23 protein-coding genes are annotated in these 20,884 nt (G+C 57.5%); 8 read left to right on the top strand and 15 right to left on the bottom strand.

What is annotated here, in order from left to right; genetic code table 11:
- Position 1: 1 nt before the first annotated feature.
- Both OLX72_RS11415 and OLX72_RS11410 read right to left on the bottom strand, forming a co-directional pair.
- Positions 2-394, bottom strand: a complete 393-nt coding sequence (locus OLX72_RS11415) for a cytidine deaminase (protein WP_114871129.1) — start codon at positions 392-394, stop codon at positions 2-4.
- A gap of 1 nt (position 395) precedes the next feature.
- Positions 396-1,484: a cupin domain-containing protein gene (locus OLX72_RS11410; RefSeq protein WP_433988680.1), complete on the bottom strand. Its 1,089-nt coding sequence runs from the start codon at positions 1,482-1,484 to the stop codon at positions 396-398.
- A 156-nt stretch (positions 1,485-1,640) separates the two neighbouring features.
- On the opposite strand from OLX72_RS11410, the gene OLX72_RS11405 reads away from it, so the two are divergent.
- Complete coding sequence (locus OLX72_RS11405; RefSeq protein WP_114871131.1) at positions 1,641-3,911, top strand: NADP-dependent malic enzyme; 2,271 nt, start codon at positions 1,641-1,643, stop codon at positions 3,909-3,911.
- A gap of 113 nt (positions 3,912-4,024) precedes the next feature.
- Entirely contained in the window at positions 4,025-5,923 is a 1,899-nt protein-coding gene (prpE, locus tag OLX72_RS11400; protein ID WP_114871132.1) for a propionate-CoA ligase PrpE, read from the top strand.
- 13 nt (positions 5,924-5,936) lie between these two features.
- Here the strand turns inward: prpE and OLX72_RS11395 are convergent, their stop codons facing one another.
- On the bottom strand, positions 5,937-6,698 hold the full coding sequence (locus OLX72_RS11395; protein ID WP_433988679.1) for an NAD kinase: 762 nt from the start codon (positions 6,696-6,698) through the stop codon (positions 5,937-5,939).
- A gap of 176 nt (positions 6,699-6,874) precedes the next feature.
- Here OLX72_RS11395 and glyA point away from each other — a divergent pair, with 176 nt between their 5' ends.
- The gene (gene glyA, locus OLX72_RS11390; protein ID WP_114871134.1) at positions 6,875-8,170 is read left to right on the top strand and encodes a serine hydroxymethyltransferase; all 1,296 of its coding nucleotides are present in this window, start codon (positions 6,875-6,877) and stop codon (positions 8,168-8,170) included.
- A 51-nt stretch (positions 8,171-8,221) separates the two neighbouring features.
- Here the strand turns inward: glyA and OLX72_RS11385 are convergent, their stop codons facing one another.
- Positions 8,222-8,596 carry a hypothetical protein gene (locus tag OLX72_RS11385; RefSeq protein ID WP_162798114.1) on the bottom strand — a complete coding sequence of 125 codons (375 nt, stop codon included), beginning with the start codon at positions 8,594-8,596 and terminating at the stop codon, positions 8,222-8,224.
- Positions 8,597-8,686: 90 nt separating this feature from the next.
- Between OLX72_RS11385 and OLX72_RS11380 the strand changes: the two genes are divergently transcribed.
- Positions 8,687-9,442, top strand: coding sequence for an alpha/beta fold hydrolase (locus OLX72_RS11380; protein ID WP_114871136.1), 756 nt, complete (start codon positions 8,687-8,689; stop codon positions 9,440-9,442).
- Between the two features lie 9 nt (positions 9,443-9,451).
- On the opposite strand, the gene OLX72_RS11375 is transcribed toward OLX72_RS11380, so the two are convergent.
- A complete protein-coding gene (locus OLX72_RS11375; protein WP_114871137.1) occupies positions 9,452-9,631 on the bottom strand; it encodes a CTP synthetase in 180 nt (59 codons plus the stop codon).
- A gap of 169 nt (positions 9,632-9,800) precedes the next feature.
- Here OLX72_RS11375 and OLX72_RS11370 point away from each other — a divergent pair, with 169 nt between their 5' ends.
- Positions 9,801-9,938 (top strand): entericidin A/B family lipoprotein, encoded by a 138-nt coding sequence (locus OLX72_RS11370; RefSeq protein ID WP_114872380.1) that lies wholly within the window; start codon positions 9,801-9,803, stop codon positions 9,936-9,938.
- A gap of 69 nt (positions 9,939-10,007) precedes the next feature.
- Here the strand turns inward: OLX72_RS11370 and OLX72_RS11365 are convergent, their stop codons facing one another.
- The 3 genes from OLX72_RS11365 to lepA form a co-directional block, all read right to left on the bottom strand.
- On the bottom strand, positions 10,008-10,196 hold the full coding sequence (locus OLX72_RS11365) for a hypothetical protein (RefSeq protein WP_114871138.1): 189 nt from the start codon (positions 10,194-10,196) through the stop codon (positions 10,008-10,010).
- A gap of 235 nt (positions 10,197-10,431) precedes the next feature.
- Positions 10,432-10,608 (bottom strand): hypothetical protein, encoded by a 177-nt coding sequence (locus OLX72_RS11360; RefSeq protein WP_162798115.1) that lies wholly within the window; start codon positions 10,606-10,608, stop codon positions 10,432-10,434.
- Positions 10,609-11,080: 472 nt separating this feature from the next.
- Positions 11,081-12,880 (bottom strand): translation elongation factor 4, encoded by a 1,800-nt coding sequence (gene lepA, locus OLX72_RS11355; protein ID WP_114872381.1) that lies wholly within the window; start codon positions 12,878-12,880, stop codon positions 11,081-11,083.
- A gap of 215 nt (positions 12,881-13,095) precedes the next feature.
- On the opposite strand from lepA, the gene OLX72_RS11350 reads away from it, so the two are divergent.
- Entirely contained in the window at positions 13,096-13,473 is a 378-nt protein-coding gene (locus OLX72_RS11350) for a hypothetical protein (protein WP_433988678.1), read from the top strand.
- 12 nt (positions 13,474-13,485) lie between these two features.
- On the opposite strand, the gene OLX72_RS11345 is transcribed toward OLX72_RS11350, so the two are convergent.
- From OLX72_RS11345 to hisD, 3 genes are read right to left on the bottom strand one after another with little or no spacing between them, the layout of a single operon-like run.
- Complete coding sequence (locus tag OLX72_RS11345; protein WP_433988677.1) at positions 13,486-14,178, bottom strand: aspartate/glutamate racemase family protein; 693 nt, start codon at positions 14,176-14,178, stop codon at positions 13,486-13,488.
- Positions 14,175-15,185, bottom strand: coding sequence for a D-cysteine desulfhydrase (locus OLX72_RS11340; RefSeq protein ID WP_433988676.1), 1,011 nt, complete (start codon positions 15,183-15,185; stop codon positions 14,175-14,177). The genes OLX72_RS11345 and OLX72_RS11340 overlap by 4 nt, the downstream gene beginning before the upstream one ends.
- A 12-nt stretch (positions 15,186-15,197) precedes the next feature.
- The gene (gene hisD / locus OLX72_RS11335; protein ID WP_114871141.1) at positions 15,198-16,493 is read right to left on the bottom strand and encodes a histidinol dehydrogenase; all 1,296 of its coding nucleotides are present in this window, start codon (positions 16,491-16,493) and stop codon (positions 15,198-15,200) included.
- Positions 16,494-16,572: 79 nt separating this feature from the next.
- Between hisD and OLX72_RS11330 the strand changes: the two genes are divergently transcribed.
- The gene (locus OLX72_RS11330; protein ID WP_114871142.1) at positions 16,573-17,541 is read left to right on the top strand and encodes a LysR family transcriptional regulator; all 969 of its coding nucleotides are present in this window, start codon (positions 16,573-16,575) and stop codon (positions 17,539-17,541) included.
- 198 nt (positions 17,542-17,739) lie between these two features.
- Entirely contained in the window at positions 17,740-18,432 is a 693-nt protein-coding gene (locus OLX72_RS11325) for an NAD-dependent deacylase (RefSeq protein ID WP_433988675.1), read from the top strand.
- Here the strand turns inward: OLX72_RS11325 and OLX72_RS11320 are convergent.
- The 4 genes from OLX72_RS11320 to meaB all read right to left on the bottom strand — a co-directional run bounded on the left by OLX72_RS11320 (position 18,429) and on the right by meaB (position 20,876).
- Positions 18,429-18,923, bottom strand: a complete 495-nt coding sequence (locus OLX72_RS11320; protein WP_433990457.1) for a copper chaperone PCu(A)C — start codon at positions 18,921-18,923, stop codon at positions 18,429-18,431. The two genes, OLX72_RS11325 and OLX72_RS11320, sit on opposite strands and share 4 nt — an antisense overlap.
- A gap of 43 nt (positions 18,924-18,966) precedes the next feature.
- A complete protein-coding gene (locus OLX72_RS11315) occupies positions 18,967-19,323 on the bottom strand; it encodes a hypothetical protein (protein ID WP_162798116.1) in 357 nt (118 codons plus the stop codon).
- 113 nt (positions 19,324-19,436) lie between these two features.
- Entirely contained in the window at positions 19,437-19,724 is a 288-nt protein-coding gene (gene rpmB / locus OLX72_RS11310; RefSeq protein WP_114872384.1) for a 50S ribosomal protein L28, read from the bottom strand.
- Positions 19,725-19,889: 165 nt separating this feature from the next.
- Entirely contained in the window at positions 19,890-20,876 is a 987-nt protein-coding gene (gene meaB, locus OLX72_RS11305) for a methylmalonyl Co-A mutase-associated GTPase MeaB (RefSeq protein WP_114871145.1), read from the bottom strand.
- Positions 20,877-20,884 lie beyond the last annotated feature (8 nt).

Raw genomic sequence — 20,884 nt, 5'->3', positions numbered from 1 at the left:
ATCAGGTCCCGGACATATGCGTGCTGGCGAACGCACCGGGCAACAACGCCTCGAGCGTCGTCTTTTGTTCGGTACCTTGGGTCGTTGCCAGTGTCACCGGCACATCCTTTGCGCCGAATTCCACCAGTTTTTGACGGCACCCGCCGCAAGGCGGAACCGGTGTCGGACTGTCGGCAATCACATAAACCTCGGTTATCTGCGTGTCGCCGCCGGCGATCATTGCAGCAATGGCCCCGGCTTCGGCACAGGTTCCTTCCGGGTAGGCCACGTTTTCCACGTTACACCCGACATAGGTTTGCCCGGATGCCGTGCGGATCGCCGCCCCGACCTTGAAATTGGAATAAGGTGCATAGGCATGCGCGCGCACGGCGGTCGCCAAAGCTTTCAGTGTCATTTTAATCCCCGATCACGGTCTCAAATGCCCCGGGCAGGGCGACTTCCAACAATTCGATATCATCCGAAGCATCGGCATATCTGGTTTTCATACCGGGCGGAATCACAAAGGCATCGCCTGCTTCAAGTGCGTGGGGGTCGCGCCCTTCCCCTTCCAGAACCATGTTTCCTTCCATCACAAAGGTGAACAGAATGTCTGTATCATGGGCCGTCCACTTCGCGGCGCCCTGCCCTTTGCGCAGAACGTTTACCCCCGCCACATTCCGGGTATTTTGCGCAATCGTGGTGTCGCGGCTTTTGAACCCCGGAAGGCGCGCTGCGGCCCAGTCTGCCCCTGCGGCCTGATTGAACACGAATTTCTGCCCCTGCCATTCCCGGTCCGGCCGCAAATGCTGTGTCGGCAGTTCCATCTCATGATCAATTTCGGTTTCATGCTCGGCCGGCACACCGATTTCAATGACTTCCACATTGTCACTTGCCAGCAGCACGCGATGACGGATTTCGGGCGGCTGAATAAAACAGTCGCCCGCAGTCAGCCGCATTGGCGGGCCCTGATCCTCGTACACCACATCAACCCATCCGCGATAACAAAAGATCAGCTGGAACCCGACCTTGTGAAAATGCACCATGTCCGGCACCGGCCCGCCATCCGGTATCCGGATATGACTGGCAATGATGGAGCCACCCAACCGGTCCGGAATAAGATCCCTGTATTGCATGCCCGCGCGCCCAATGATCCAGGGCGCCTGATCTGCAAGGCGGCGCACGACAAAAGAATGGACCGTTTGCGGCATCACAACCGGCGGGTTCAGGGGTTCAATTTCGATCATCGTTCCGTTTGGCGCGGTCAGCCGGGTCTGCCCGTCTGCAAAACTGGCCGGATCCTCGCAAAGAATGCGCAATGTGCCGGGGGATTCTTGCGCGTCTTTTTCTATCCGTATGCGCAGACCGTGGCCCGAAAACACGGCCACCTTCGGATCATCCGCCGGATAGATACTGTCCATCCGCATCCCAAGAACCTTGGTGTAAAACGGGATGTCCTTGCGCAGTTCCTGGGTTGGCAGGCGCATTTCGGCTTTGATCTCGGGCATGTGTCCTCCGGTATTGAAAATGCAGAGTGTGCCTTTGCTTTCGTATTTGCAATAATAGGCGGCAACGGGTGACAAAAAAATGCCCGCTCATGTCGCAGATTGCGCCCGTGATAAAACTAGTTTAACGCTAAACTAAATTTGGGAGGAACGTTTCAAATGTCCGACAACCAGTCCGCGCGTCAGGCTGCACTTGACTATCACGAGTTTCCTAAACCCGGTAAGCTTGAGATACGGGCGACCAAGCCTTTGGCAAACGGTCGCGATCTGTCGCGCGCCTATTCCCCCGGCGTGGCCGAGGCCTGCCTTGAGATCAAGGAAGATGCCGCCAACGCTGCGCGCTACACAAGCAAGGGCAATCTGGTTGCGGTCGTCACGAACGGCAGTGCGGTTCTGGGCCTTGGAAACATAGGGGCTCTGGCGTCAAAACCGGTGATGGAGGGCAAGGCCGTTCTGTTCAAGAAGTTCGCCAATATCGACTGTTTCGATATCGAAGTGAACGAAAGCGATCCCGAAAAACTGGCCGACATCGTGTGTTCGCTGGAACCGACATTCGGTGCGATCAATCTGGAAGACATAAAAGCGCCGGATTGTTTTATCGTCGAACAATTGTGTCGCGAACGCATGAACATTCCGGTTTTTCACGATGACCAGCACGGGACAGCAATTGTTGTCGGGGCCGCTGCAACCAATGCGTTGCGCGTTGCCGGCAAAGCGTTCGAAGACATCAAGATCGTGTCCACCGGCGGCGGAGCGGCAGGAATCGCCTGCCTGAACATGTTGCTGAAACTGGGTGTTCGCCGCGAAAACGTCTGGCTGTGCGACATTCACGGTCTGGTTTACGAAGGGCGCACCGAAGATATGAACCCGCAAAAAGCGGCGTTTGCGCAATCCAGCGATTTACGCACTCTGGATCAGGTGATTGACGGCGCCGACATGTTTTTGGGCCTGTCAGGCCCCAAAGTGCTGACGCCTGATATGGTCGCCAAAATGACAAAGCGTCCGATTGTATTTGCACTGGCCAACCCGACACCGGAAATTCTGCCCGACGAAGCCCGCAAAGTCGCCCCTGACGCCATCATTGCAACCGGTCGCAGCGATTTTCCCAATCAGGTCAACAATGTATTGTGCTTTCCCTTCATTTTCCGCGGCGCGCTGGATGTTGGTGCGACCGAGATCAATGACGAAATGGAACTGGCCTGCATTGCAGGCATCGCCGAACTGGCGCGCATCACCACCAGTGCCGAAGCCGCGGCCGCCTACAAGGGCGAACAGCTGACCTTTGGCGCAGACTATCTGATCCCCAAACCGTTTGATCCGCGTCTTGTTGGAATCGTATCCTCTGCTGTCGCCCGCGCTGCCATGGAAACCGGCGTCGCCACCCGCCCGATTGCCGACATGGACGCCTATAAACAGCAACTTGACGGATCCGTTTTCAAATCTGCCCTTCTGATGCGTCCGGTGTTCGAGGCCGCGCGCATGGTCACACGCAAGATCGTGTTTGCCGAAGGCGAGGACGAACGCGTTTTGCGGGCCGCACAGGCTATGTTGGAAGAAACCCGCGAACAGCCCATTCTGATCGGTCGTCCCGATGTGATCGAACGGCGCTGCGAACGCGCGGGTCTGACGCTGAAACTGGGCGTGGATGCGCAGATCGTGAACCCGGAAAACGACCCGCGTTACCGGGATTACTGGGAAACCTACCATCACATCATGGCGCGGCGTGGCGTAACCCCCGATCTGGCCCGCGCGATCATGCGCACCAATACCACTGCCATCGGCGCGGTCATGGTCGAACGGGGCGAAGCCGACAGCCTGATCTGCGGCACATTCGGTGAGTTTCGCTGGCATCTGAATTACATCGAACAGGTTCTGGGGCACGGGCGGAATACAGTTGGCGCCCTTAGCCTGATGATTCTGGAAGACGGCCCGCTGTTCATCGCCGATACGCATGTGCGTTCAGAACCCAGCCCCGAACAGATTGCACAAACCGTGATCGGGGCCGCGCGCCATATCCGGCGGTTCGGGCTGACCCCCAATATTGCCCTGTGCGCGCAATCACAATTCGGCAATCTGGATTGTGACACCGGACGCCGCTTGCGGGCCGCGATCGAAATTCTGGACGGACAAGACCTTGATTTCACCTATGAAGGCGAAATGAACATCGACGCGGCCCTTGATCCCGAGCTGCGCGACCGCGTCTTTCCCGGGAATCGCATGCAAGGTGCCGCAAACGGCCTGATCTTTGCACATGCGGATGCGGCCAGCGGTGTGCGCAACATCCTGAAAATGAAGGGCGGCGGGCTGGAGGTTGGCCCTATCCTGATGGGAATGGGAAACCGCGCCCATATCGTGACGCCTTCTATCACGGCCCGCGGCATTCTGAACATGAGCGCCATAGCCGGAACACCGGTCGCGCATTACGGCTAAGACCCGCTGTTACCGCCAACCGTGGCTCTATGGCGCATGACCCGGGACTTGTCCGGTCCCGGTGGGCTGCGTAATAAAGTCGTACAAAGATATAAAAATTTAAGGGACAGATCATGGCCTATAGCGAGATTTACAATGCTTGGAAATCCGACCCCGAAACATTCTGGATGAATGCGGCCAAGGCCATCGATTGGGACACCCCGCCAACGCGCGCCCTGAATGATGACAATGCACCGCTTTATGAATGGTTTACCGATGCCATGGTCAACACCTGCTACAATGCGGTCGACCGCCATGTGAAAGCCGGCAATGGCGCGCGTGTCGCCATTATTCACGACAGTCCGATCACCGGTACGAAACACGAAATCACCTATGCCGAACTTCAGGCACGCGTTGCGTCGCTGGCGGGTGCGCTGCGGGCCAAGGGCGTGGAAAAAGGTGATCGCGTCATCATCTATATGCCGATGGTGCCCGAAGCGCTTGAGGCGATGCTGGCCTGCGCAAGACTGGGCGCGATCCATTCTGTTGTATTTGGCGGCTTTGCCGCAAACGAACTGGCGGTGCGTATCGACGATTGCACGCCAAAGGCAATCATCGCCGCCTCTTGCGGGTTAGAGCCGGGGCGGGTTGTCCATTACAAACCGCTGCTGGACGGCGCTATCGAAATGGCACAGCACAAACCTGATTTCTGCGTGATTTTCCAACGGGATCAAGAAGTTGCAAAGCTGGAAAGCGGACGTGATTTTGACTGGCACGCCTTTCAATACGGCGTGGAAGACGCCGAATGCGTTCCGGTTGAAGGCAATCATCCTGCCTACATCCTGTACACATCCGGCACCACCGGCGCGCCCAAGGGCGTGATCCGTGCGACGGCGGGCCATCTGGTTGCGCTGAACTGGACAATGAAATCGATCTACAATGTCGACCCCGGAGATGTGTTCTGGGCGGCATCGGATGTTGGCTGGGTCGTCGGCCATTCGTACATCTGTTATGGCCCGCTAATTCACGGCAACACAACGATCGTGTTCGAAGGCAAACCCGTTGGCACACCTGATCCCGGCACGTTCTGGCGCGTGATTTCCGAACATAACGTGAAATCGTTTTTCACCGCCCCGACCGCCATTCGCGCGGTCAAACGCGAGGACCCGAAAGGTGAATATGTCCGGAAATACGACATTTCATGCCTGAATACTCTTTATCTGGCCGGTGAACGCGCCGATCCGGATACCATCGAATGGGCCCAGAACATCCTGAATGTTCCGGTGATCGACCATTGGTGGCAAACCGAAACAGGCTATTCCATTGCGGCCAACCCGATGGGGATTGAACCGTTGCCGGTCAAAATCGGATCGCCATCTGTTGCGATGCCGGGGTATGACGTGCGTATTCTGGACGAAGGCGGCCATCCGATGAAAGCGGGCGAACTGGGCGCGATTGCGATCAAACTGCCACTGCCTCCCGGTACCCTGCCCGGGCTTTGGAATGCGAATGACCGGTTTCGCAAATCCTACCTGACACAATACCCCGGATATTACGAAACCGGCGATGCAGGCATGATTGATGAAGACGGGTATCTGTACATCATGGCGCGCACCGATGATGTGATCAACGTCGCGGGCCACCGATTGTCGACCGGCGCCATGGAAGAAGTGCTGGCCAGCCATCCCGATGTGGCCGAATGTGCCGTGATCGGTGTAACAGACCAATTGAAAGGCCAGGCCCCGATGGGGTTCTTGTGCCTGACAAATGGTGTTGACCGCCCCCACGAAGACATCACATCCGAATGCGTAAAACTGGTGCGAGAAAAGATCGGCCCGGTTGCGGCCTTCAAACTGGCGCTGGTGGTTGATCGTTTGCCCAAAACACGGTCAGGCAAAATCCTGCGGGCGACCATGGTCAAGATTGCGGACAACGAAGATTTCAAGATGCCCGCGACAATCGACGATCCTGCCATTCTGGATGAAATCCGCGCATCGCTTCAACAGATCGGGTACGCTGGCGCCAAAAGTTAGATCCGGCAGGCGCTTACGAGAATTGCTCGCTGATCAGGCGCTCTTCCAACCCGTGACCGGGATCAAAAAGAATACGATGTGTGATTGATGGATCCGATCCGATTTCGACGCATGCCACATTGAGGACAGACCGGCTGTCGGCATCTGCCATGACCGGCCGCTTGTCTGCCTCTAACACGTCAAACCGCACCTTTGCCGTTTTGGGCAGCAATGCACCGCGCCACCGTCGCGGCCGGAACGCCGCCATTGCCGTCAGGGCCAATACATCTGATCCGATGGGCAATATCGGCCCGTGCGCAGAATAATTGTAGGCGGTTGATCCTGCGGGCGTTGCAACCAGCGCGCCATCGCACACCAACTCTTGCATCCTTAGGCGTCCGTCAACGCTGATACGCAGCTTGGCGGCTTGCGGACCGGCACGAAGCAGGGAAACCTCGTTTATGGCCAATGCTTTATGCGTCGATCCATCGACGCAGGTGGCATGCATGTAAAGCGGATTGATCTTGGCTTCTTCAGCCTGCTCCAGTCGACGCAATAATCCGCTTTCGCGGTATTCGTTCATCAGAAAACCGATGGTTCCCCGGTTCATCCCGTATACGGGGGCCGGAATGTCCTGGGTATTGTGCAGGGTTTGCAACATAAACCCGTCGCCCCCCAGGGCAACAATCACCTCGGCCTCGTCCACAGGGCAATCGCCGTACCGTCCGATCAGCGCAGCGCGCGCTGTCTGGGCCACGGGGGCCGGGCTGGCGGCAAAGGCGATCTTGATGGCCATTGGCTATGGGTTTCCTGTCTTATCCCTTTGAGTCCGAAACAATCACATATTCCCGCGCACTGCCAGCATTGACGCGCTTATCTGTGGAATGGTCGCTTTACAGGCTTTCTTGGGGGGCTGGTTTCCTATACGAAACGCCTCAAATAATATCCCATAGCCTTACGGAGTTTGCCCAAATGAACGTGCCACACCGCACCACCGGATTTTTTACAGAATCCCTGTCCAGCCGCGACCCCGAAATTGCGGCCTCGATCACATCCGAACTGGGCCGCCAGCGCGACGAGATCGAGTTGATCGCGTCGGAAAACATCGTGTCCGCCGCCGTGATGGAAGCGCAAGGCAGCGTGATGACGAACAAATACGCAGAAGGCTATCCGGGCCGTCGTTATTATGGCGGATGCCAATATGTCGATATCGCGGAAAACCTCGCGATTGAACGCGCCTGCAAACTGTTTGATTGCAGTTTCGCCAACGTGCAGCCGAACTCGGGATCGCAGGCCAATCAGGGCGTTTTTCAGGCGCTATTGACACCGGGCGATACGATCCTTGGCATGTCTTTGGATGCAGGAGGCCACCTGACCCACGGGGCGGCACCGAACCAGTCGGGCAAGTGGTTCAATGCGATCCAGTACGGTGTGCGCAAAGAGGACAATCTGCTGGATTACGATCAGGTCGAAGCGTTGGCGAAAGAGCATCAGCCCAAAATGATCATCGCTGGCGGGTCCGCCATCCCGCGCCAGATCGATTTCGCCCGCATGCGCGAAATCGCAGATATGGTTGGTGCCTATCTGCATGTGGATATGGCGCATTTTGCCGGTCTGGTGGCAGCGGGCGAACATCCCAGCCCGTTCCCGCACGCCCATGTCGCCACAACCACAACGCACAAGACATTGCGTGGCCCGCGCGGCGGCATGATCCTGACCAATGACGAAGCGCTGGCGAAAAAATTCAATTCGGCGATTTTCCCCGGCATTCAGGGCGGGCCGTTGATGCACGTGATCGCGGCCAAGGCTGTTGCCTTTGGCGAAGCGCTGCGCCCGGAATTCAAAGACTATATCAAACAGGTCGTGATCAACGCGCAGGCGCTGTCTGATCAGTTGATCAAAGGCGGGCTTGATACCGTCACCCATGGCACCGACACCCACGTGTTGTTGGTTGATCTGCGCCCGAAAGGTGTAAAAGGCAACGCCACGGAAAAAGCACTGGGGCGCGCGCATATCACCTGCAACAAGAACGGTGTTCCGTTTGACCCGGAAAAGCCGACTGTGACGTCAGGTATCCGTCTTGGGTCGCCCGCCGGCACAACCCGCGGGTTCGGCGAAGGCGAGTTCCGCCAGATCGCAGACTGGATCATTGAAGTGGTGGATGGTCTGGCCGCCAATGGTGAAGACGGCAATGGCGCGGTCGAAGCCAAGGTAAAAGCCGAAGTTGCGCAATTGTGCGCACAGTTCCCGCTTTACCCGAACCTTTAGGTTCGGTGTTGAAATTCACGAAAGCCCCGCGTCTGACGCGGGGCTTTTGCGTTAGATAAGATCCCGCCAGACCAGCACCAGAACCACCATCGAAATGATGAACAGAAGTTTCAGTGCAATCTCGGCCGTCAGGTTCAGCAACCGGTTTCGCCGCGCTTCTGACGGATCAATTTCGCCCAGATAGGCCATGATGTCTGAATGGGCTTTTTCGACCTCGCCAGGGTCCACCATGCGCATCAACTTGGGATGGCCACCATAGCTTTGCGCCTGCAGGATGGCTTCGGCCTTTTCTGCCAAAGAGGCGGGCAACCGCCGCCCGGTCTTGCGCAAGGCCTTGGCCAAGGTGGTGGCCTTCACGCCGAAAGCGCGCTGCAACTCGGCCTGAAGGCTGGCTGCCTTTTCAGATAGGTCTTTTTCTTCAATCACTTGGCGCTCTCCCTGACCAAGCATAATATGACGTGCATCCAGCCTCAATGGGGGTGGTTTTTGACACGCCGCACAGGTATCAATCCGCCCATGTTGAACATGATCCAGTTCGGGCGCCCCACTGCGCTGCCGCCCTTGCTGATTGTGCACGGGCTATACGGATCCGCGCGCAATTGGGGGGTGATCGCAAAACGTCTTTCGGAAACCCGGCAGGTGTTTACCGTTGATCTGCGCAATCATGGCCAAAGCGACTGGTTCGACAGCCACACTTACGATGATCTGGCCGGTGATCTGGCCCAGGTGACCACACATATCGGGCCGCCGATTGATGTGCTGGGTCATTCGATGGGGGGCAAGGCGGCGATGGTGCTGGCTCTGTCCCATCCGGAACTTGTAAATCGCCTTGTTGTCGCGGACATTGCCCCCGTAACCTATGGCCATTCACAAATCGAATTTATCAAGGCGATGAAGGCGGTTGATCTGTCCCGTGTCACACGCCGGTCTGAGGCTGAAGCGCAACTGGGCGATTTGGGTGTCGAGCCTGCGCTGCAAAGCTTTTTCACGCAGTCACTGGATGTGCCGGAAAAACGCTGGCGTCTGAACCTTGATGCGCTGGCCGATCAGATGCCGCACATCATGTCATTTCCCGAAACAGCGGGAACCTATACCGGGCCAACCCTGTTCCTGTCCGGGGCAACATCTGATTATGTCACCCCCGAACACCGCCCGCGTATCAAGGCGCTGTTCCCCAATGCGCGCTTTGCCAAAATCCCCGGTGCCGGGCATTGGTTACACGCTGAAAAACCGCGCGAATTCGTGGCGGCGCTGTCAACGTTCCTGTCGTGATAGTTCGGGTCAGGCTGTGATCTTTTTGGCGACCAGATAAGATACCGGCAACGCCAGAATGGCACCCACGACCGCCGCCATCAGAATAGGTTGCAACGTGCCATATCCCATTGTCAGAACAGCAATGATAAAGCTGCCGGCAAGCGTTGTGGCAATGAGCGAATAAAGAATGGAAGCAAGACGCAACATGACAAGTCTCATTGCACCAAAAAATCGGCGCGGTTTCTGAATTCGCTTATATTAGACTTGCCGAATGTATCTGACGTTGATTTGGGTCAAGCTGCGGATACAGATCGCCTTGCACCACGCCCCCGCAAACGCGTAAATGAACTGTCAGAAAATGCCTTCGGAGGATGCAATGATCCGCGCTGCCATGTTGTGTATAGCCATTCTGGGGCTTAGTGCCTGCGAAACCGCCAAAGGGGCGGGCCGTGACATTGAAAAAGCCGGTGATGCGATCACCAATACAGCGCAAAGTGTTCAGAATTCGCTATAGTTGAGTTCGTGATCTGGCCCGATGGGCCGGGGCGGGGCGACCATTGCGCCCACGCCCGAAACAGCAGACTTAGTGCGTGGCCACCCACGCAGACGCGGGCGAGGATGCCGGCTCCTGCCAGGCCGTTTGGGTCGACAGGACCGATCCGCGCGGCAGGGCAGAGCATTTGCGCCCCCGCAATTTGCTGGCACAGCTGCGTGCGTCCATGCGTGGGTCGTAGTAGGAGTTCTGGATATGTGCGACGTTGATATGTGTCATTTTGTGGTCCCCGTGAGATTGGACAGATGCGCGCTTGTCCTGCAAACATCTCCGGATGTTGCGCGCCTTGATTGATTTTGATGGGTACACGGGTAAAGCGTCGATCGGGCCTTAGGGGCCGGGGGCCTGTCGGGCGGGGCTTGCGCCTCCGCCTCGGGCGGTATCGACGGAACTGCGGGGCGAACCCCGAAATTCGTTCACTGGGAAAAACGTAAGGTCTTGGGTCGTAACTTGATCAGATGCCGAGAGAGCGGCAGGACGAGAACTGGATTTGCGCCTGCATTCTGGCTTCGGATTCACGAACAGACAGGCCGGACGGCATACCACCGTTCATATCGGACTGGCGGCGTTTCAGTGCATCCAAAGCATCAAGGCGGCGGGTGCGGGCGATCGTGGTGTAGTTGGTAGTCATTTTGTATTCCTTCCCTAGTGGTCGTTGTTGACATCCATAGGTTGCGATCAATTTTAAGACATTTTAAGGGAGAATTCTTGAAACGGTTTGTTTCCGTTTGGGAAATCCAGCTCAATTTCAAGGCGGAATTCATATTAAATTAATATTAATCAATTATTTAACGCTTGGCGAAATCTTGCCTTTTTTGCCACTTTCGACCCAATTTACCGAATTTGCACCGGCTGCCTGTCTGGCAAATGTGTCAGCAAAGCGCCGATCACACAGGCAATGTGGCAAGACTTTGTTCGCCTTATGGTTGAAATAAGGTACCGCTAACATAATATGGCGCGCGCGTGACGACGATTCCGAATCGCCTGACCGGCGCGCGCGGTGCCATGGACGCGCCAAAACGCTGCCGACAGCCTAAAAAAACTACATCGCGGGGTCGACTGATCCGTTGGGAAATCGAACTGGCCCAGTGCCGTTACTGCGCCTAGCTGTCCATCTTCAGCGCTGAAATGAACGCCTCTTGCGGGATATCGACTTTCCCGAACTGGCGCATTTTCTTCTTCCCCTTTTTCTGCTTGTCCAGCAGCTTGCGTTTGCGCGTCATGTCGCCACCGTAGCATTTGGCGGTCACATCCTTGCGCATCGCAGACAGGGTTTCACGGGCGATCACCTTGCCGCCAATGGCGGCCTGGATCGGTATTTTGAACATATGGCGCGGGATCAGATCTTTTAGCTTTTCCACCATGCCGCGTCCGCGCGCCTCGGCGCGATCACGGTGCACCATCATCGAAAGCGCATCCACCGGTTCGTCATTTACCAGAATGGACATTTTCACCAGATTGTCCTGCCGGTATTCGGTCAGCTGATAGTCAAACGACGCATAGCCCTTGGTCACGGATTTCAGGCGGTCGTAAAAATCAAACACCACCTCGTTTAGGGGCAGATCATACACCACCATTGCGCGGCTGCCCGCATAGGTCAGATCCATCTGGATACCGCGCCGATCCTGACACAGTTTAAGCACGTCGCCCAGAAATTCATCCGGCACCAGAATCGTCGCCTTGATCCGCGGCTCTTCGATATGGTCCACATGGGTCATATCGGGCATGTCGGCGGGGTTGTGCAGTTCGATCATCGAACCGTCGCGCATATGCACATGATAGATCACCGAGGGCGCAGTGGTGATCAGATCAATGTCATATTCGCGTTCAATCCGGTCGCGGATCACCTCAAGATGCAAAAGGCCAAGGAACCCGCAGCGAAACCCAAAGCCCAGCGCGGCGGAAGTTTCCATTTCATAGGAAAACGACGCGTCATTCAGCGCCAGCTTTTCGATCGCGTCGCGCAGGTCTTCGAATTCGGCGGAATCAACGGGGAACAGACCGCAGAACACAACCGGTTGTGACGGTTTGAAACCGGGCAGTGCCTGCGTCACTCCGCCCTTTTCGTGGGTGATGGTATCCCCCACACGCGTGTCGCGCACCTGCTTGATCGACGCGGTCAGAAATCCGATTTCGCCCGGCCCCAGCGCTTCGATCGTTTCCATCTGGGGGCGGAACACACCGATCCGGTCGACATGATGGATCGATCCGTTCTGCATCATCTTGATCTTGTCGCCCTTTTTCAGAACGCCATCCATGATCCGGACCAGAACGATCACGCCCAGATAAGCATCATACCAACTGTCCACCAGCATCGCCTTGAGCGGCGCGGCACGATCGCCCTTGGGGGCGGGCAGATGCTGCACAATCGCCTCTAGCGTTTCGTGGATGCCCTGCCCCGTTTTCGCGCTGACCCGAATGGCGCCCGAAGCATCGATGCCAATCACGTCTTCGATTTGTTCGGCGACGCGGTCGCAATCGGATGCAGGCAGATCAATCTTGTTCAGGATCGGCACAATTTCATGATTGGCATCAATGGCCTGATAGACGTTGGCCAGTGTCTGCGCCTCGACCCCTTGGGTAGAATCGACAACCAGCAAAGACCCTTCGACCGCGCGCATGGAACGGCTGACCTCGTACGCGAAATCGACATGGCCCGGCGTGTCGATCAGGTTCAGAACATAGGCTTCGCCGTTGTCTGCCTTGTAGCTGATGCGCACGGTATTGGCCTTGATGGTAATCCCGCGTTCGCGTTCGATATCCATCGCGTCCAGCAATTGTTCTTTCATATCCCGCCCCGACACCGTCCCCGTCTCTTGGATAAGACGGTCGGCAAGGGTGGATTTGCCATGGTCGATATGCGCGACGATGGAGAAATTACGGATATGGGCAAGGTCTGTCATAACAGGGGATATGATTTGCTTTGGTGTGTTGGTCAATGGGTATGTAAGGGCCATTTGCGCGGCGGCGTTTTCCGGTACAACGCCTGTGCGCGCCAAGTAGGACAAGGATCAGGACGTCAAGGGAAGATGGACGTGACGAACTGCATCTGACCGATTGAAAGCATCCGGTTCTTGCGGCATATTCGGCGCAAGCAGCAGAGACGCCGGAAACCGGCATGACAATCAACGGGGCGCGACAGATGAAAGTGGCAGGCATCCTGATTTTGGCGGTTGTTTTGACCGCTTGTTCCAATTCGAACCGCAGTCGCGGGACAAATGATTATTCTGTCGTGACACGCGCGGCCAGCGGCCCTATCAGCCGCGCCTGCCTGTCCTCTGATCGCAAATCCCGCAACAGCCAATTGTGCGGCTGTATTCAGGCTGCGGCAGATCGCACATTGTCCAAGTCAGACCAGAATTTGGCCGCCAGTTTCTATGGCAACCCGCAAAAGGCGCAGGACATCCGCCAGTCAAACCGCACGGGCGACGAGATTTTCTGGCAAAAATACAAGAATTACAGCGAAACCGCCGAAGCCATCTGCCAAATCCGTTAAGCAGCGCGCGCTTTAGTCTGGGCAGTTCACGTCCGATCGGGCCGCCCGAATAATCGCGTCGGTCAGACAATCAAGGCTGTCACTCCAAGCCATATCGGCCCCCAGACCACCCGCATAGAGCGAAAGTTCGGTGCAGGCGATCAGAATGTGATCAGCGTCCTGATCCAGCAGCGCCGCTGCGGGGGCACGCAGCGCATCTGCGGTCAGAACATGCCCGGCCTTGACCGCCCGGATCAGGCCCAGAACAGGCGCATCGTCCACCGGATAAATCTGTGTCAGTCCCTGTTTTGCAAACGCCGCGTCAAACACGCCCGTCAACCGCACCGCAGGCGAGGCCAGCAGCCCGATGCGTTTGGCCCCTGCCCGAGCCAGATGCTGCGCTGTCAGATCCAGCATATTCAGGAACGGCAAATCGGTCGCATCGCAGATCGCCCCCGCATAATGATGCGCCGTATTGCACGGCATCGCCAAAGCCGTTGCGCCGGCGGCCTGCAAATCGCGGGCCATTTGTGCCAGCACCGGTGCCGGGTCCGCGCCGGTACCATCGATCAAGGCCGCAATCCGGCTGGGTACAGCCGGATTCTGATGCACGATCAACGAGATATGATCGGCATCATCTTTGGCTGGGACAGCACGCAACACTTTCTGCATCAGCAGAACGGTTGCATCCGGCCCCATACCACCAAGGATGCCGACCGGCTTCATACCTTCGAGGCGATATCGAATTCGTGGGTATAACCGGCCAGACCAATGGCCCCGCCCGTATGCAGGAACACCACGGTTTCACCCTTTTTGAAATGTCCTTTGCGGCACAGATCAATCAGCCCCGCGGCGCCTTTGGCGGAATAGACCGGATCCAGCAAAATAGCCTCGGTGCGGGCGAACAGATCAATCGCATCCAGCGTATCCTGTGCGGGCATCCCATAGCCGGGCCCGACATAATCGGTATTGGCCACAACATCCTCGGGCGCAACCACACCTGCGCAGCCCAGTTTTTCAGCGGTTTTCACGGCAAGATTGTAAACGTTTTCTTCCTGCTTGGCCTTGGGCGCGCGCACGCCGATACCCAGCAGGGGAATATTTGCGTTCATCGCCTTTAATCCGGTGATCAGGCCCGCCTGCGTGCCCGCACTGCCCGTCGCATGTACGATATGGTCCACGTTCAATCCGGTCGTGACGAACTGGTTCAACAGTTCCAGCGCACAGTTCACGTATCCCAACGCACCTGTCGCGTTCGATCCGCCACCGGGAATGGTATAGGCGTTGCGCCCATCGGCACGCATCTTGTCCGCAACCGCTTCCATTTCCGCATTCATATCCAGATCCGGCCCGCGGTGCTCGATGGATGCGCCATGCAGCACGTCCAGCAGAACATTGCCGTTATAGCGGTAGTTTTCGTGGTTATACCCCGTGCGGTCCTCAAGCAGGATATGGCAGTCCATGCCCAGTTTGGCGGCCGCAGCCGCCGTCTGGCGCGCGTGGTTGGATTGGGTCGCCCCCTGGGTCAGAACCACATCCGCGCCTTGTTCCTGTGCCTCTGCCATCAGCCATTCCAGCTTGCGGGTCTTGTTGCCACCTGTCGACAGGCCAGTGCAATCATCGCGTTTGATCCAGATATCAGGGCCGCCCAGTGCGGCAGACAGGCGCGGCATATATTCCAGTGGTGTCGGCAAATGGGCAAGCGAGACGCGTGGAAATTTGGCAAGGTTCATCAGGGTTTTCCTCTAGTGACTTGCGGCCAGTTTCAACTGGCCGGTATGTTTCAATAATCGAATATCCGCTGTACGCGCATGGCCTTCCATTCCCTCGAAACGGGAAATCGTGGCCGTCGCACGCGCCAGATCTGGAATCGCGACAGGATCGGCAGTTTGCCAGGTCACAGTCTTGATAAATTTATGCACCGACAGGCCGCCCGTATAACGGGCCGCACCGGATGTGGGAAGCACATGATTTGGGCCGGCCGCCTTGTCTCCGAACGCAACCGTGCTGTTTTCCCCCAGAAACAGCGAACCGTAGGCTGTCAGGGCCGTTTTCCACCATGTCAGATCCGCCGCCTGAACATGCAGATGTTCCGGTGCATATGCATTGGCAGTTGCGGCCATTTCCGCGCGATGATCGCACAGCATGACTTCGCCCAACGCAGCCCAGGCTGCCTCGGCACTGTCGCGGTTGGGTTGGGGCAGTTCAGCGATACAGGTGGGCACCAGCTCCAGCACCTGCTGCGCAAGTTGCGCGCAATCCGTGACCAGCCAGACCGGCGAGTTATATCCGTGCTCTGCCTGCCCCGCCAGATCCCAGGCCACCGTCAACGGATCAGCCGTGTTATCCGCAATCACCATTGAATCGGTCGGGCCGGCCACCATGTCGATGCCTGTCGGCCCGAAAAGCTGGCGTTTGGCTTCTGCAACGAACTGGTTGCCGGGCCCAACCAGAATATCCGCTTTCTGTGCACCGAACAGGCCGTTTGCCATCGCTGCCACGCCCTGTACGCCGCCCAGTGCCAGTATGGTATCGGCGCCGGCAAGGTCCATCGCATAAAGAATGGCGGGCGCGATGCCCTGCCCCTGTTTGGGCGGGCTGCATGCGGTGACGTGCCCGACACCCGCCGCACGTGCCGTCGTGATTGTCATTAGTGCCGATGCGATATGCGCATAGCGCCCGCCTGGAACGTAACAGCCGGCACTGGACAGCGGTATTTGGCGCTGACCAGCCACCAGACCGGGGCGCAATTCAACTTCAAATTCAGTGCACGTGGCACGCTGCGCCTGCGCAAATGCAAGGATATTGGCGTGCGCATAATCGATAGCGTCCCGCAAATCGTCCGAAATCATGGACTTGGCAGCTTCTATATCGTCGCGTCCCACGCAAATCGGTCCTGACCACCGGTCCAGATTCTGCGCATATTCACGCGCAACATCTTCCCCGCCTTCGGCGATGCGGGCCAGCATGATCTGGACCATGTCAGCCGTATCCTGACTGGCCCCATCGGGCAGGCCCGTTGTTGGTTTCAGGTGTTTCATTTCAAGTCTCACACAAACAAGAGGGTTGACGTAGGGTGGCCTTAGTTTCACAAATTTCAAAACTAGGAAGGGGTCTGTCGTGGTAATGAAGGGCGTAACCTTGCGTGGGCTGGAAGTGTTCGAAGCCCTGGCCGAAAGCGGTTCTGTCGCTGTTGCGGCGCAACAAACAGGGCTGAGCCAGCCTGCGGTCAGCCAGCAATTGCGCAACCTGGAAAAGGCGTTGGGTGCTGATCTTGTCGATCACGGGAAACGCCCGATGGTCCTGACGCCCGCGGGGCGCAGCTTTCTGATCCGGACCGAGGCGGTTCTGCGCGAATTGCGGGTGGCGCAAAGTGAACTGACAGTGATGGATCTGACCCATCTCAGCACCCTCAGCCTTGGGATCATCGACGACTTTGACAATGATCTGACACCGCGACTGGTTGGCATTCTTGCCGACAGCCTGACCAAATGCCGGTTCAAACTTGTCACCGCCCCCAGCCATGAAATCAACGCTGCGATGAAAGACCGCCGCCTTCATATCGCAGTGTCCGCCAGCACCGGCGAAGTGATCGACGATGTCACGGAATATCCGCTGGTTCGTGATCCTTTTGTGCTTGTCGCGCCGAAAGGTGTGATCCCTGACGGGGCCGACGATATTCTGGCCCCGCTTTCCGGTCTGCCTTTGCTTCGCTATGACAGGCAACAACTGATCGGCCGCCAGATCGAAGCCCATCTTGCCCGGCAGAAACTGACCTTTGCCGAACGGTTTGAAATCGGCAGCCATCCATCCCTGATGTCGCTGGTCGCACGACAGACAGGATGGACGATCACCACGCAACTGGGGTTCATGCGAACAAAACGTCTGCACGATAAATTGTCGGTCCATCCGCTGCCCTTCAAACCGTTTTCGCGTACCATATCCCTGTTCGCGAATTCGGATTGGGCCGATCAGGTGCCGCGCGATGTGGCGCAGACCGTCCGGCATCTGGTACAAGACCAGATGATCACACCCTCGCGCGCGCAATTGCCCTGGCTGGGCACGCAATTGCGGGTGCTTGAAGGCTAGGGCCGCAAACGCAGCCGGTGTTGGTCGGACATGGCTGGTCACTAAGGTCGCGCGCGTCATGGTATGCTCAAGGGTGCAAAACATTATCAAGCGGCGAACCCGGTGCGACAGCAAGCCCGCAGGTCCGGGTTTTGGCAACAACAGAGAACAGATTTGGGAAAACCAAAGCCGGGCAGAACCACATCAGGAGGGCGGTAAATGACCAACATTGTTATTCTGACAGGCGCCGGTGTTTCGGCAGAAAGCGGTCTTAGCACGTTCCGCGACAGCGGCGGTTTGTGGGAAAAATACCGGCTGGAAGACGTGGCATCGCCCCAAGGGTTCGCCCGTGATCCGGACAGCGTTCACGCGTTTTACAATGCGCGACGCGCCAAGGCTGCCAGTGTCCTTCCAAACGCCGCGCACAGTGCGATTGCAAAATTGCAGCGCATGCGCGATCACACCGTCTTTCTGATCACACAAAACGTCGACAATCTGCATGAAAAGGCGGGATCACCTCAGGTCTTGCACATGCACGGACAACTCGACAGCGCCTTGTGCGGGGCGTGTGATCACAGGTGGCCCGCATCCACATCCCTGTCGGTCGATGACAGGTGCCCATCCTGCGCGGCGCATTCCGTCCGCCCTGATATCGTCTGGTTCGGTGAAATGCCCTATGGGCTGGACCAGATTGAAACCCAATTGCAGAACGCAGATATCTTTGCCGCCATCGGCACATCGGGACAGGTTTATCCCGCCGCCGGATTTGCGCAGGAAGCGGCACGTTCCGGCGCCCAACTGATCGCGTTCAATCTGAATGAAACAGACGTCGCGCCGCATTTTGATGCAGCACATATCGGTCCGGCCACCCAAACAGTTCCAGCATGGGTGGCCAGTCTTTTACAGACTTAGCCGCCTGTGTTGCTGCCGGAATGGTTCATCGCGCCATGATCCGGTTTGCGTTCCAGATCGACAGGGATATCAACAGTAACATCCCCGGCCTGTTCGAACGTCAGGGTGATAGTTACCACATCCCCATGCGCAAGAGACTGGTTCAGCCCCATCAGCATGACATGATCACCGCCACGCGCCAGCATGTGCATGCCACCCGCAGGAATGGCAAAGCCTTCTTCGACATGCATCATCTGCATGACGCCGTTGGCGTCTTGTTTGTGGGTGTGCAGCTCTGTCTTTTTGGCCACATCGCTTTGGGCCGCGATCAACCTGTCATCGGTCGCGCCCGTGTTCTGGACCACCATGAAAGCAGCACCCGATTTGGCCGAGGCCGAAGACACCCGAGCGTAAGGGTCTTCAATCTTGATCGACGACGCATCGCCTGCGAAGGCCGGAAAAGCGACCGCAGTCGCGCACAGAGCGGCAAGGCCGCTGGTTCTGAAAGACATCATGTCTCTCCTTTTCAAAAAAGTTAGTAGTTTTGATTGTAAATCAACCGCTTGGCAACATCCGACACAGCGGAGGAGCGCGCGCGCGGTGCGCGGGTGCACCCGTCTGCGTGGCAAGTGCGTCCAGACCGGCCCAGTGCAATTCAAGCTCTGCAAATGCGGGTTGCGCCGCCGCAAGTACCGGCAATACGTCGACGCCAAATGAAATGACGCAATCAGGGCAGATATGGGCCGGCCCGACTGGTGTTCCATTCTGATCCGTGTTGACGATCACAGGGCCGGTGCCGGTGCACAACACAATCTGACCGGCAATCATGGAAGACCCGCGCGCCACAGCCGCCGACTGCGCGGTCAGAACCAAAAGCGCAACAACAAGCGCGCTGATTGAATGGCGGATCATGATCATCTTGGTTCAGGATATAGGCGCAGGCATCCCAGCCCACAAACACAAACAGCCCCGCCGGGGCGGAGCTGCTTCAATACGTCCCAGCTTGCGCCGGACACAGGCAAAGGTCAGGCGGCTGCCTGTGCTTTGCGAATTTCTTTTTTCACTTTCAGTGCAGTATCCGAAAGCTCTTCGTCCTTGGCTTTCGCCAGATACGCATCCAGACCGCCGCGGTGATCGACCGAGCGCAGGGCCGCGGCAGAAATCTTGAGCTTGATACCCCGGTTCAGGATTTCGGATTGCAGTGTAACATCATTCAGGTTCGGCAAAAACCGGCGACGGGTGCGGTTTTTGGCGTGGCTGACATTGTTGCCCGACATGGGGCCTTTTCCGGTCAGTTCGCAGCGGCGCGACATGGCATTGTCCTTTGTCATAATATTGGCAGGCAGATATTGCAGCCAAAACATACGGTCCGCAGGGCGGTCCGTGGAAAATCGTTTGCTGGCTTTAGGGGGAATCGCGGCGCGGGTCAAGCCGGTAGGTCGTGTTCCGGCCCCGGGTTTGAAAAAATGCGGCCCGCCCTATTCGCCCGCACGACTTTGCAGACGTTCCAGCGCCTGTTCCGTTGCTTCATGCGCGGGCATGACACCTTCTGCCACCGCCTGTCCCAGACGTTTCATTTCCACCTGAATCTCGGGCCTGTCCAGACCGGCAAGCAGGCTCTGGCGTACATCCTGTTCGAACCAATACCGTGCCTGCGCGGCGCGCCTGTTGCGCCAGTGCCCCTGCTCTTTGCGCCATTCGGCCAGATGCTCCATTTCGGCCCAGGCTTCGGCCAGACCGGTCTGCTCTACAGCCGAAACCATCATGGCCTTTGGAAAACCGTCGGGATCATGCGGGCGCTTGCGCAGCAGCCGCAAGGCGCCGGAATAATCTGCACAGGTGCGCATTGCCGCCTGCTTCAGATCACCATCCGCCTTGTTGATCAGGATCAGGTCCGCCATTTCCATGATCCCGCGCTTGACCCCCTGCAATTCGTCACCACCTGCCGGGGCCAGCAGCAAGACGAACAGATCGGTCATTTCGGACACAACCGTTTCCGATTGCCCGACGCCCACCGTTTCGATCAGCACCACATCAAATCCGGCAGCTTCGCACAGTTGGACCGCTTCGCGCGTCCGACGCGCCACGCCGCCCAGATGGGTCTGACTGGGCGAAGGACGGATAAAGGCGTTGGGATCACGGCTAAGCCGGTCCATCCGGGTCTTGTCCCCCAATATGGACCCGCCCGAGCGTGCCGAACTGGGATCAACAGCCAGTACCGCAACGCGCAACCCCTGCCCTGTCAGCATTGTCCCGAAGGTTTCAATAAATGTGGATTTGCCCACCCCCGGTGTACCGGACAGGCCGATCCGCATCGCCTGACGCCCTGTTGTGTTCACCTTTTCCAAAAGCGTGGCGGCCGCAACACGATGATCTGCGCGCCCGCTTTCGATCAGGGTAATCCCCCGCGCAAGGGCGCGCCGCTGCCCTGCGATGATCCCTTTTGCCAGTTGCGCGATATCCATTTTGCGTC

This window comes from Sulfitobacter sp. TBRI5, from assembly GCF_051013555.1.
In the GTDB taxonomy this organism is placed as follows: Bacteria; Pseudomonadota; Alphaproteobacteria; order Rhodobacterales; family Rhodobacteraceae; genus JL08.
Note: the sequence above shows the minus strand (reverse complement) of the source record. Positions and strands in the feature narration are given on the sequence as shown.

Bases quoted from the DNA above. Each gene is read 5' to 3' on its own strand.
- OLX72_RS11415 (WP_114871129.1), bottom strand. From the start codon at position 394: ATGACACTGAAAGCTTTGGCGACCGCCGTGCGCGCGCATGCCTATGCA.
- OLX72_RS11410 (WP_433988680.1), bottom strand. From the start codon at position 1,484: ATGCCCGAGATCAAAGCCGAAATGCGCCTGCCAACCCAGGAACTGCGC.
- OLX72_RS11405 (WP_114871131.1), top strand. From the start codon at position 1,641: ATGTCCGACAACCAGTCCGCGCGTCAGGCTGCACTTGACTATCACGAG.
- prpE (WP_114871132.1), top strand. From the start codon at position 4,025: ATGGCCTATAGCGAGATTTACAATGCTTGGAAATCCGACCCCGAAACA.
- OLX72_RS11395 (WP_433988679.1), bottom strand. From the start codon at position 6,698: ATGGCCATCAAGATCGCCTTTGCCGCCAGCCCGGCCCCCGTGGCCCAG.
- glyA (WP_114871134.1), top strand. From the start codon at position 6,875: ATGAACGTGCCACACCGCACCACCGGATTTTTTACAGAATCCCTGTCC.
- OLX72_RS11380 (WP_114871136.1), top strand. From the start codon at position 8,687: ATGTTGAACATGATCCAGTTCGGGCGCCCCACTGCGCTGCCGCCCTTG.
- OLX72_RS11375 (WP_114871137.1), bottom strand. From the start codon at position 9,631: ATGTTGCGTCTTGCTTCCATTCTTTATTCGCTCATTGCCACAACGCTT.
- OLX72_RS11370 (WP_114872380.1), top strand. From the start codon at position 9,801: ATGATCCGCGCTGCCATGTTGTGTATAGCCATTCTGGGGCTTAGTGCC.
- OLX72_RS11365 (WP_114871138.1), bottom strand. From the start codon at position 10,196: ATGACACATATCAACGTCGCACATATCCAGAACTCCTACTACGACCCA.
- OLX72_RS11360 (WP_162798115.1), bottom strand. From the start codon at position 10,608: ATGACTACCAACTACACCACGATCGCCCGCACCCGCCGCCTTGATGCT.
- lepA (WP_114872381.1), bottom strand. From the start codon at position 12,880: ATGACAGACCTTGCCCATATCCGTAATTTCTCCATCGTCGCGCATATC.
- OLX72_RS11350 (WP_433988678.1), top strand. From the start codon at position 13,096: ATGACAATCAACGGGGCGCGACAGATGAAAGTGGCAGGCATCCTGATT.
- OLX72_RS11345 (WP_433988677.1), bottom strand. From the start codon at position 14,178: ATGAAGCCGGTCGGCATCCTTGGTGGTATGGGGCCGGATGCAACCGTT.
- OLX72_RS11340 (WP_433988676.1), bottom strand. From the start codon at position 15,185: ATGAACCTTGCCAAATTTCCACGCGTCTCGCTTGCCCATTTGCCGACA.
- hisD (WP_114871141.1), bottom strand. From the start codon at position 16,493: ATGAAACACCTGAAACCAACAACGGGCCTGCCCGATGGGGCCAGTCAG.
- OLX72_RS11325 (WP_433988675.1), top strand. From the start codon at position 17,740: ATGACCAACATTGTTATTCTGACAGGCGCCGGTGTTTCGGCAGAAAGC.
- OLX72_RS11320 (WP_433990457.1), bottom strand. From the start codon at position 18,923: ATGTCTTTCAGAACCAGCGGCCTTGCCGCTCTGTGCGCGACTGCGGTC.
- OLX72_RS11315 (WP_162798116.1), bottom strand. From the start codon at position 19,323: ATGATCCGCCATTCAATCAGCGCGCTTGTTGTTGCGCTTTTGGTTCTG.
- rpmB (WP_114872384.1), bottom strand. From the start codon at position 19,724: ATGTCGCGCCGCTGCGAACTGACCGGAAAAGGCCCCATGTCGGGCAAC.
- meaB (WP_114871145.1), bottom strand. From the start codon at position 20,876: ATGGATATCGCGCAACTGGCAAAAGGGATCATCGCAGGGCAGCGGCGC.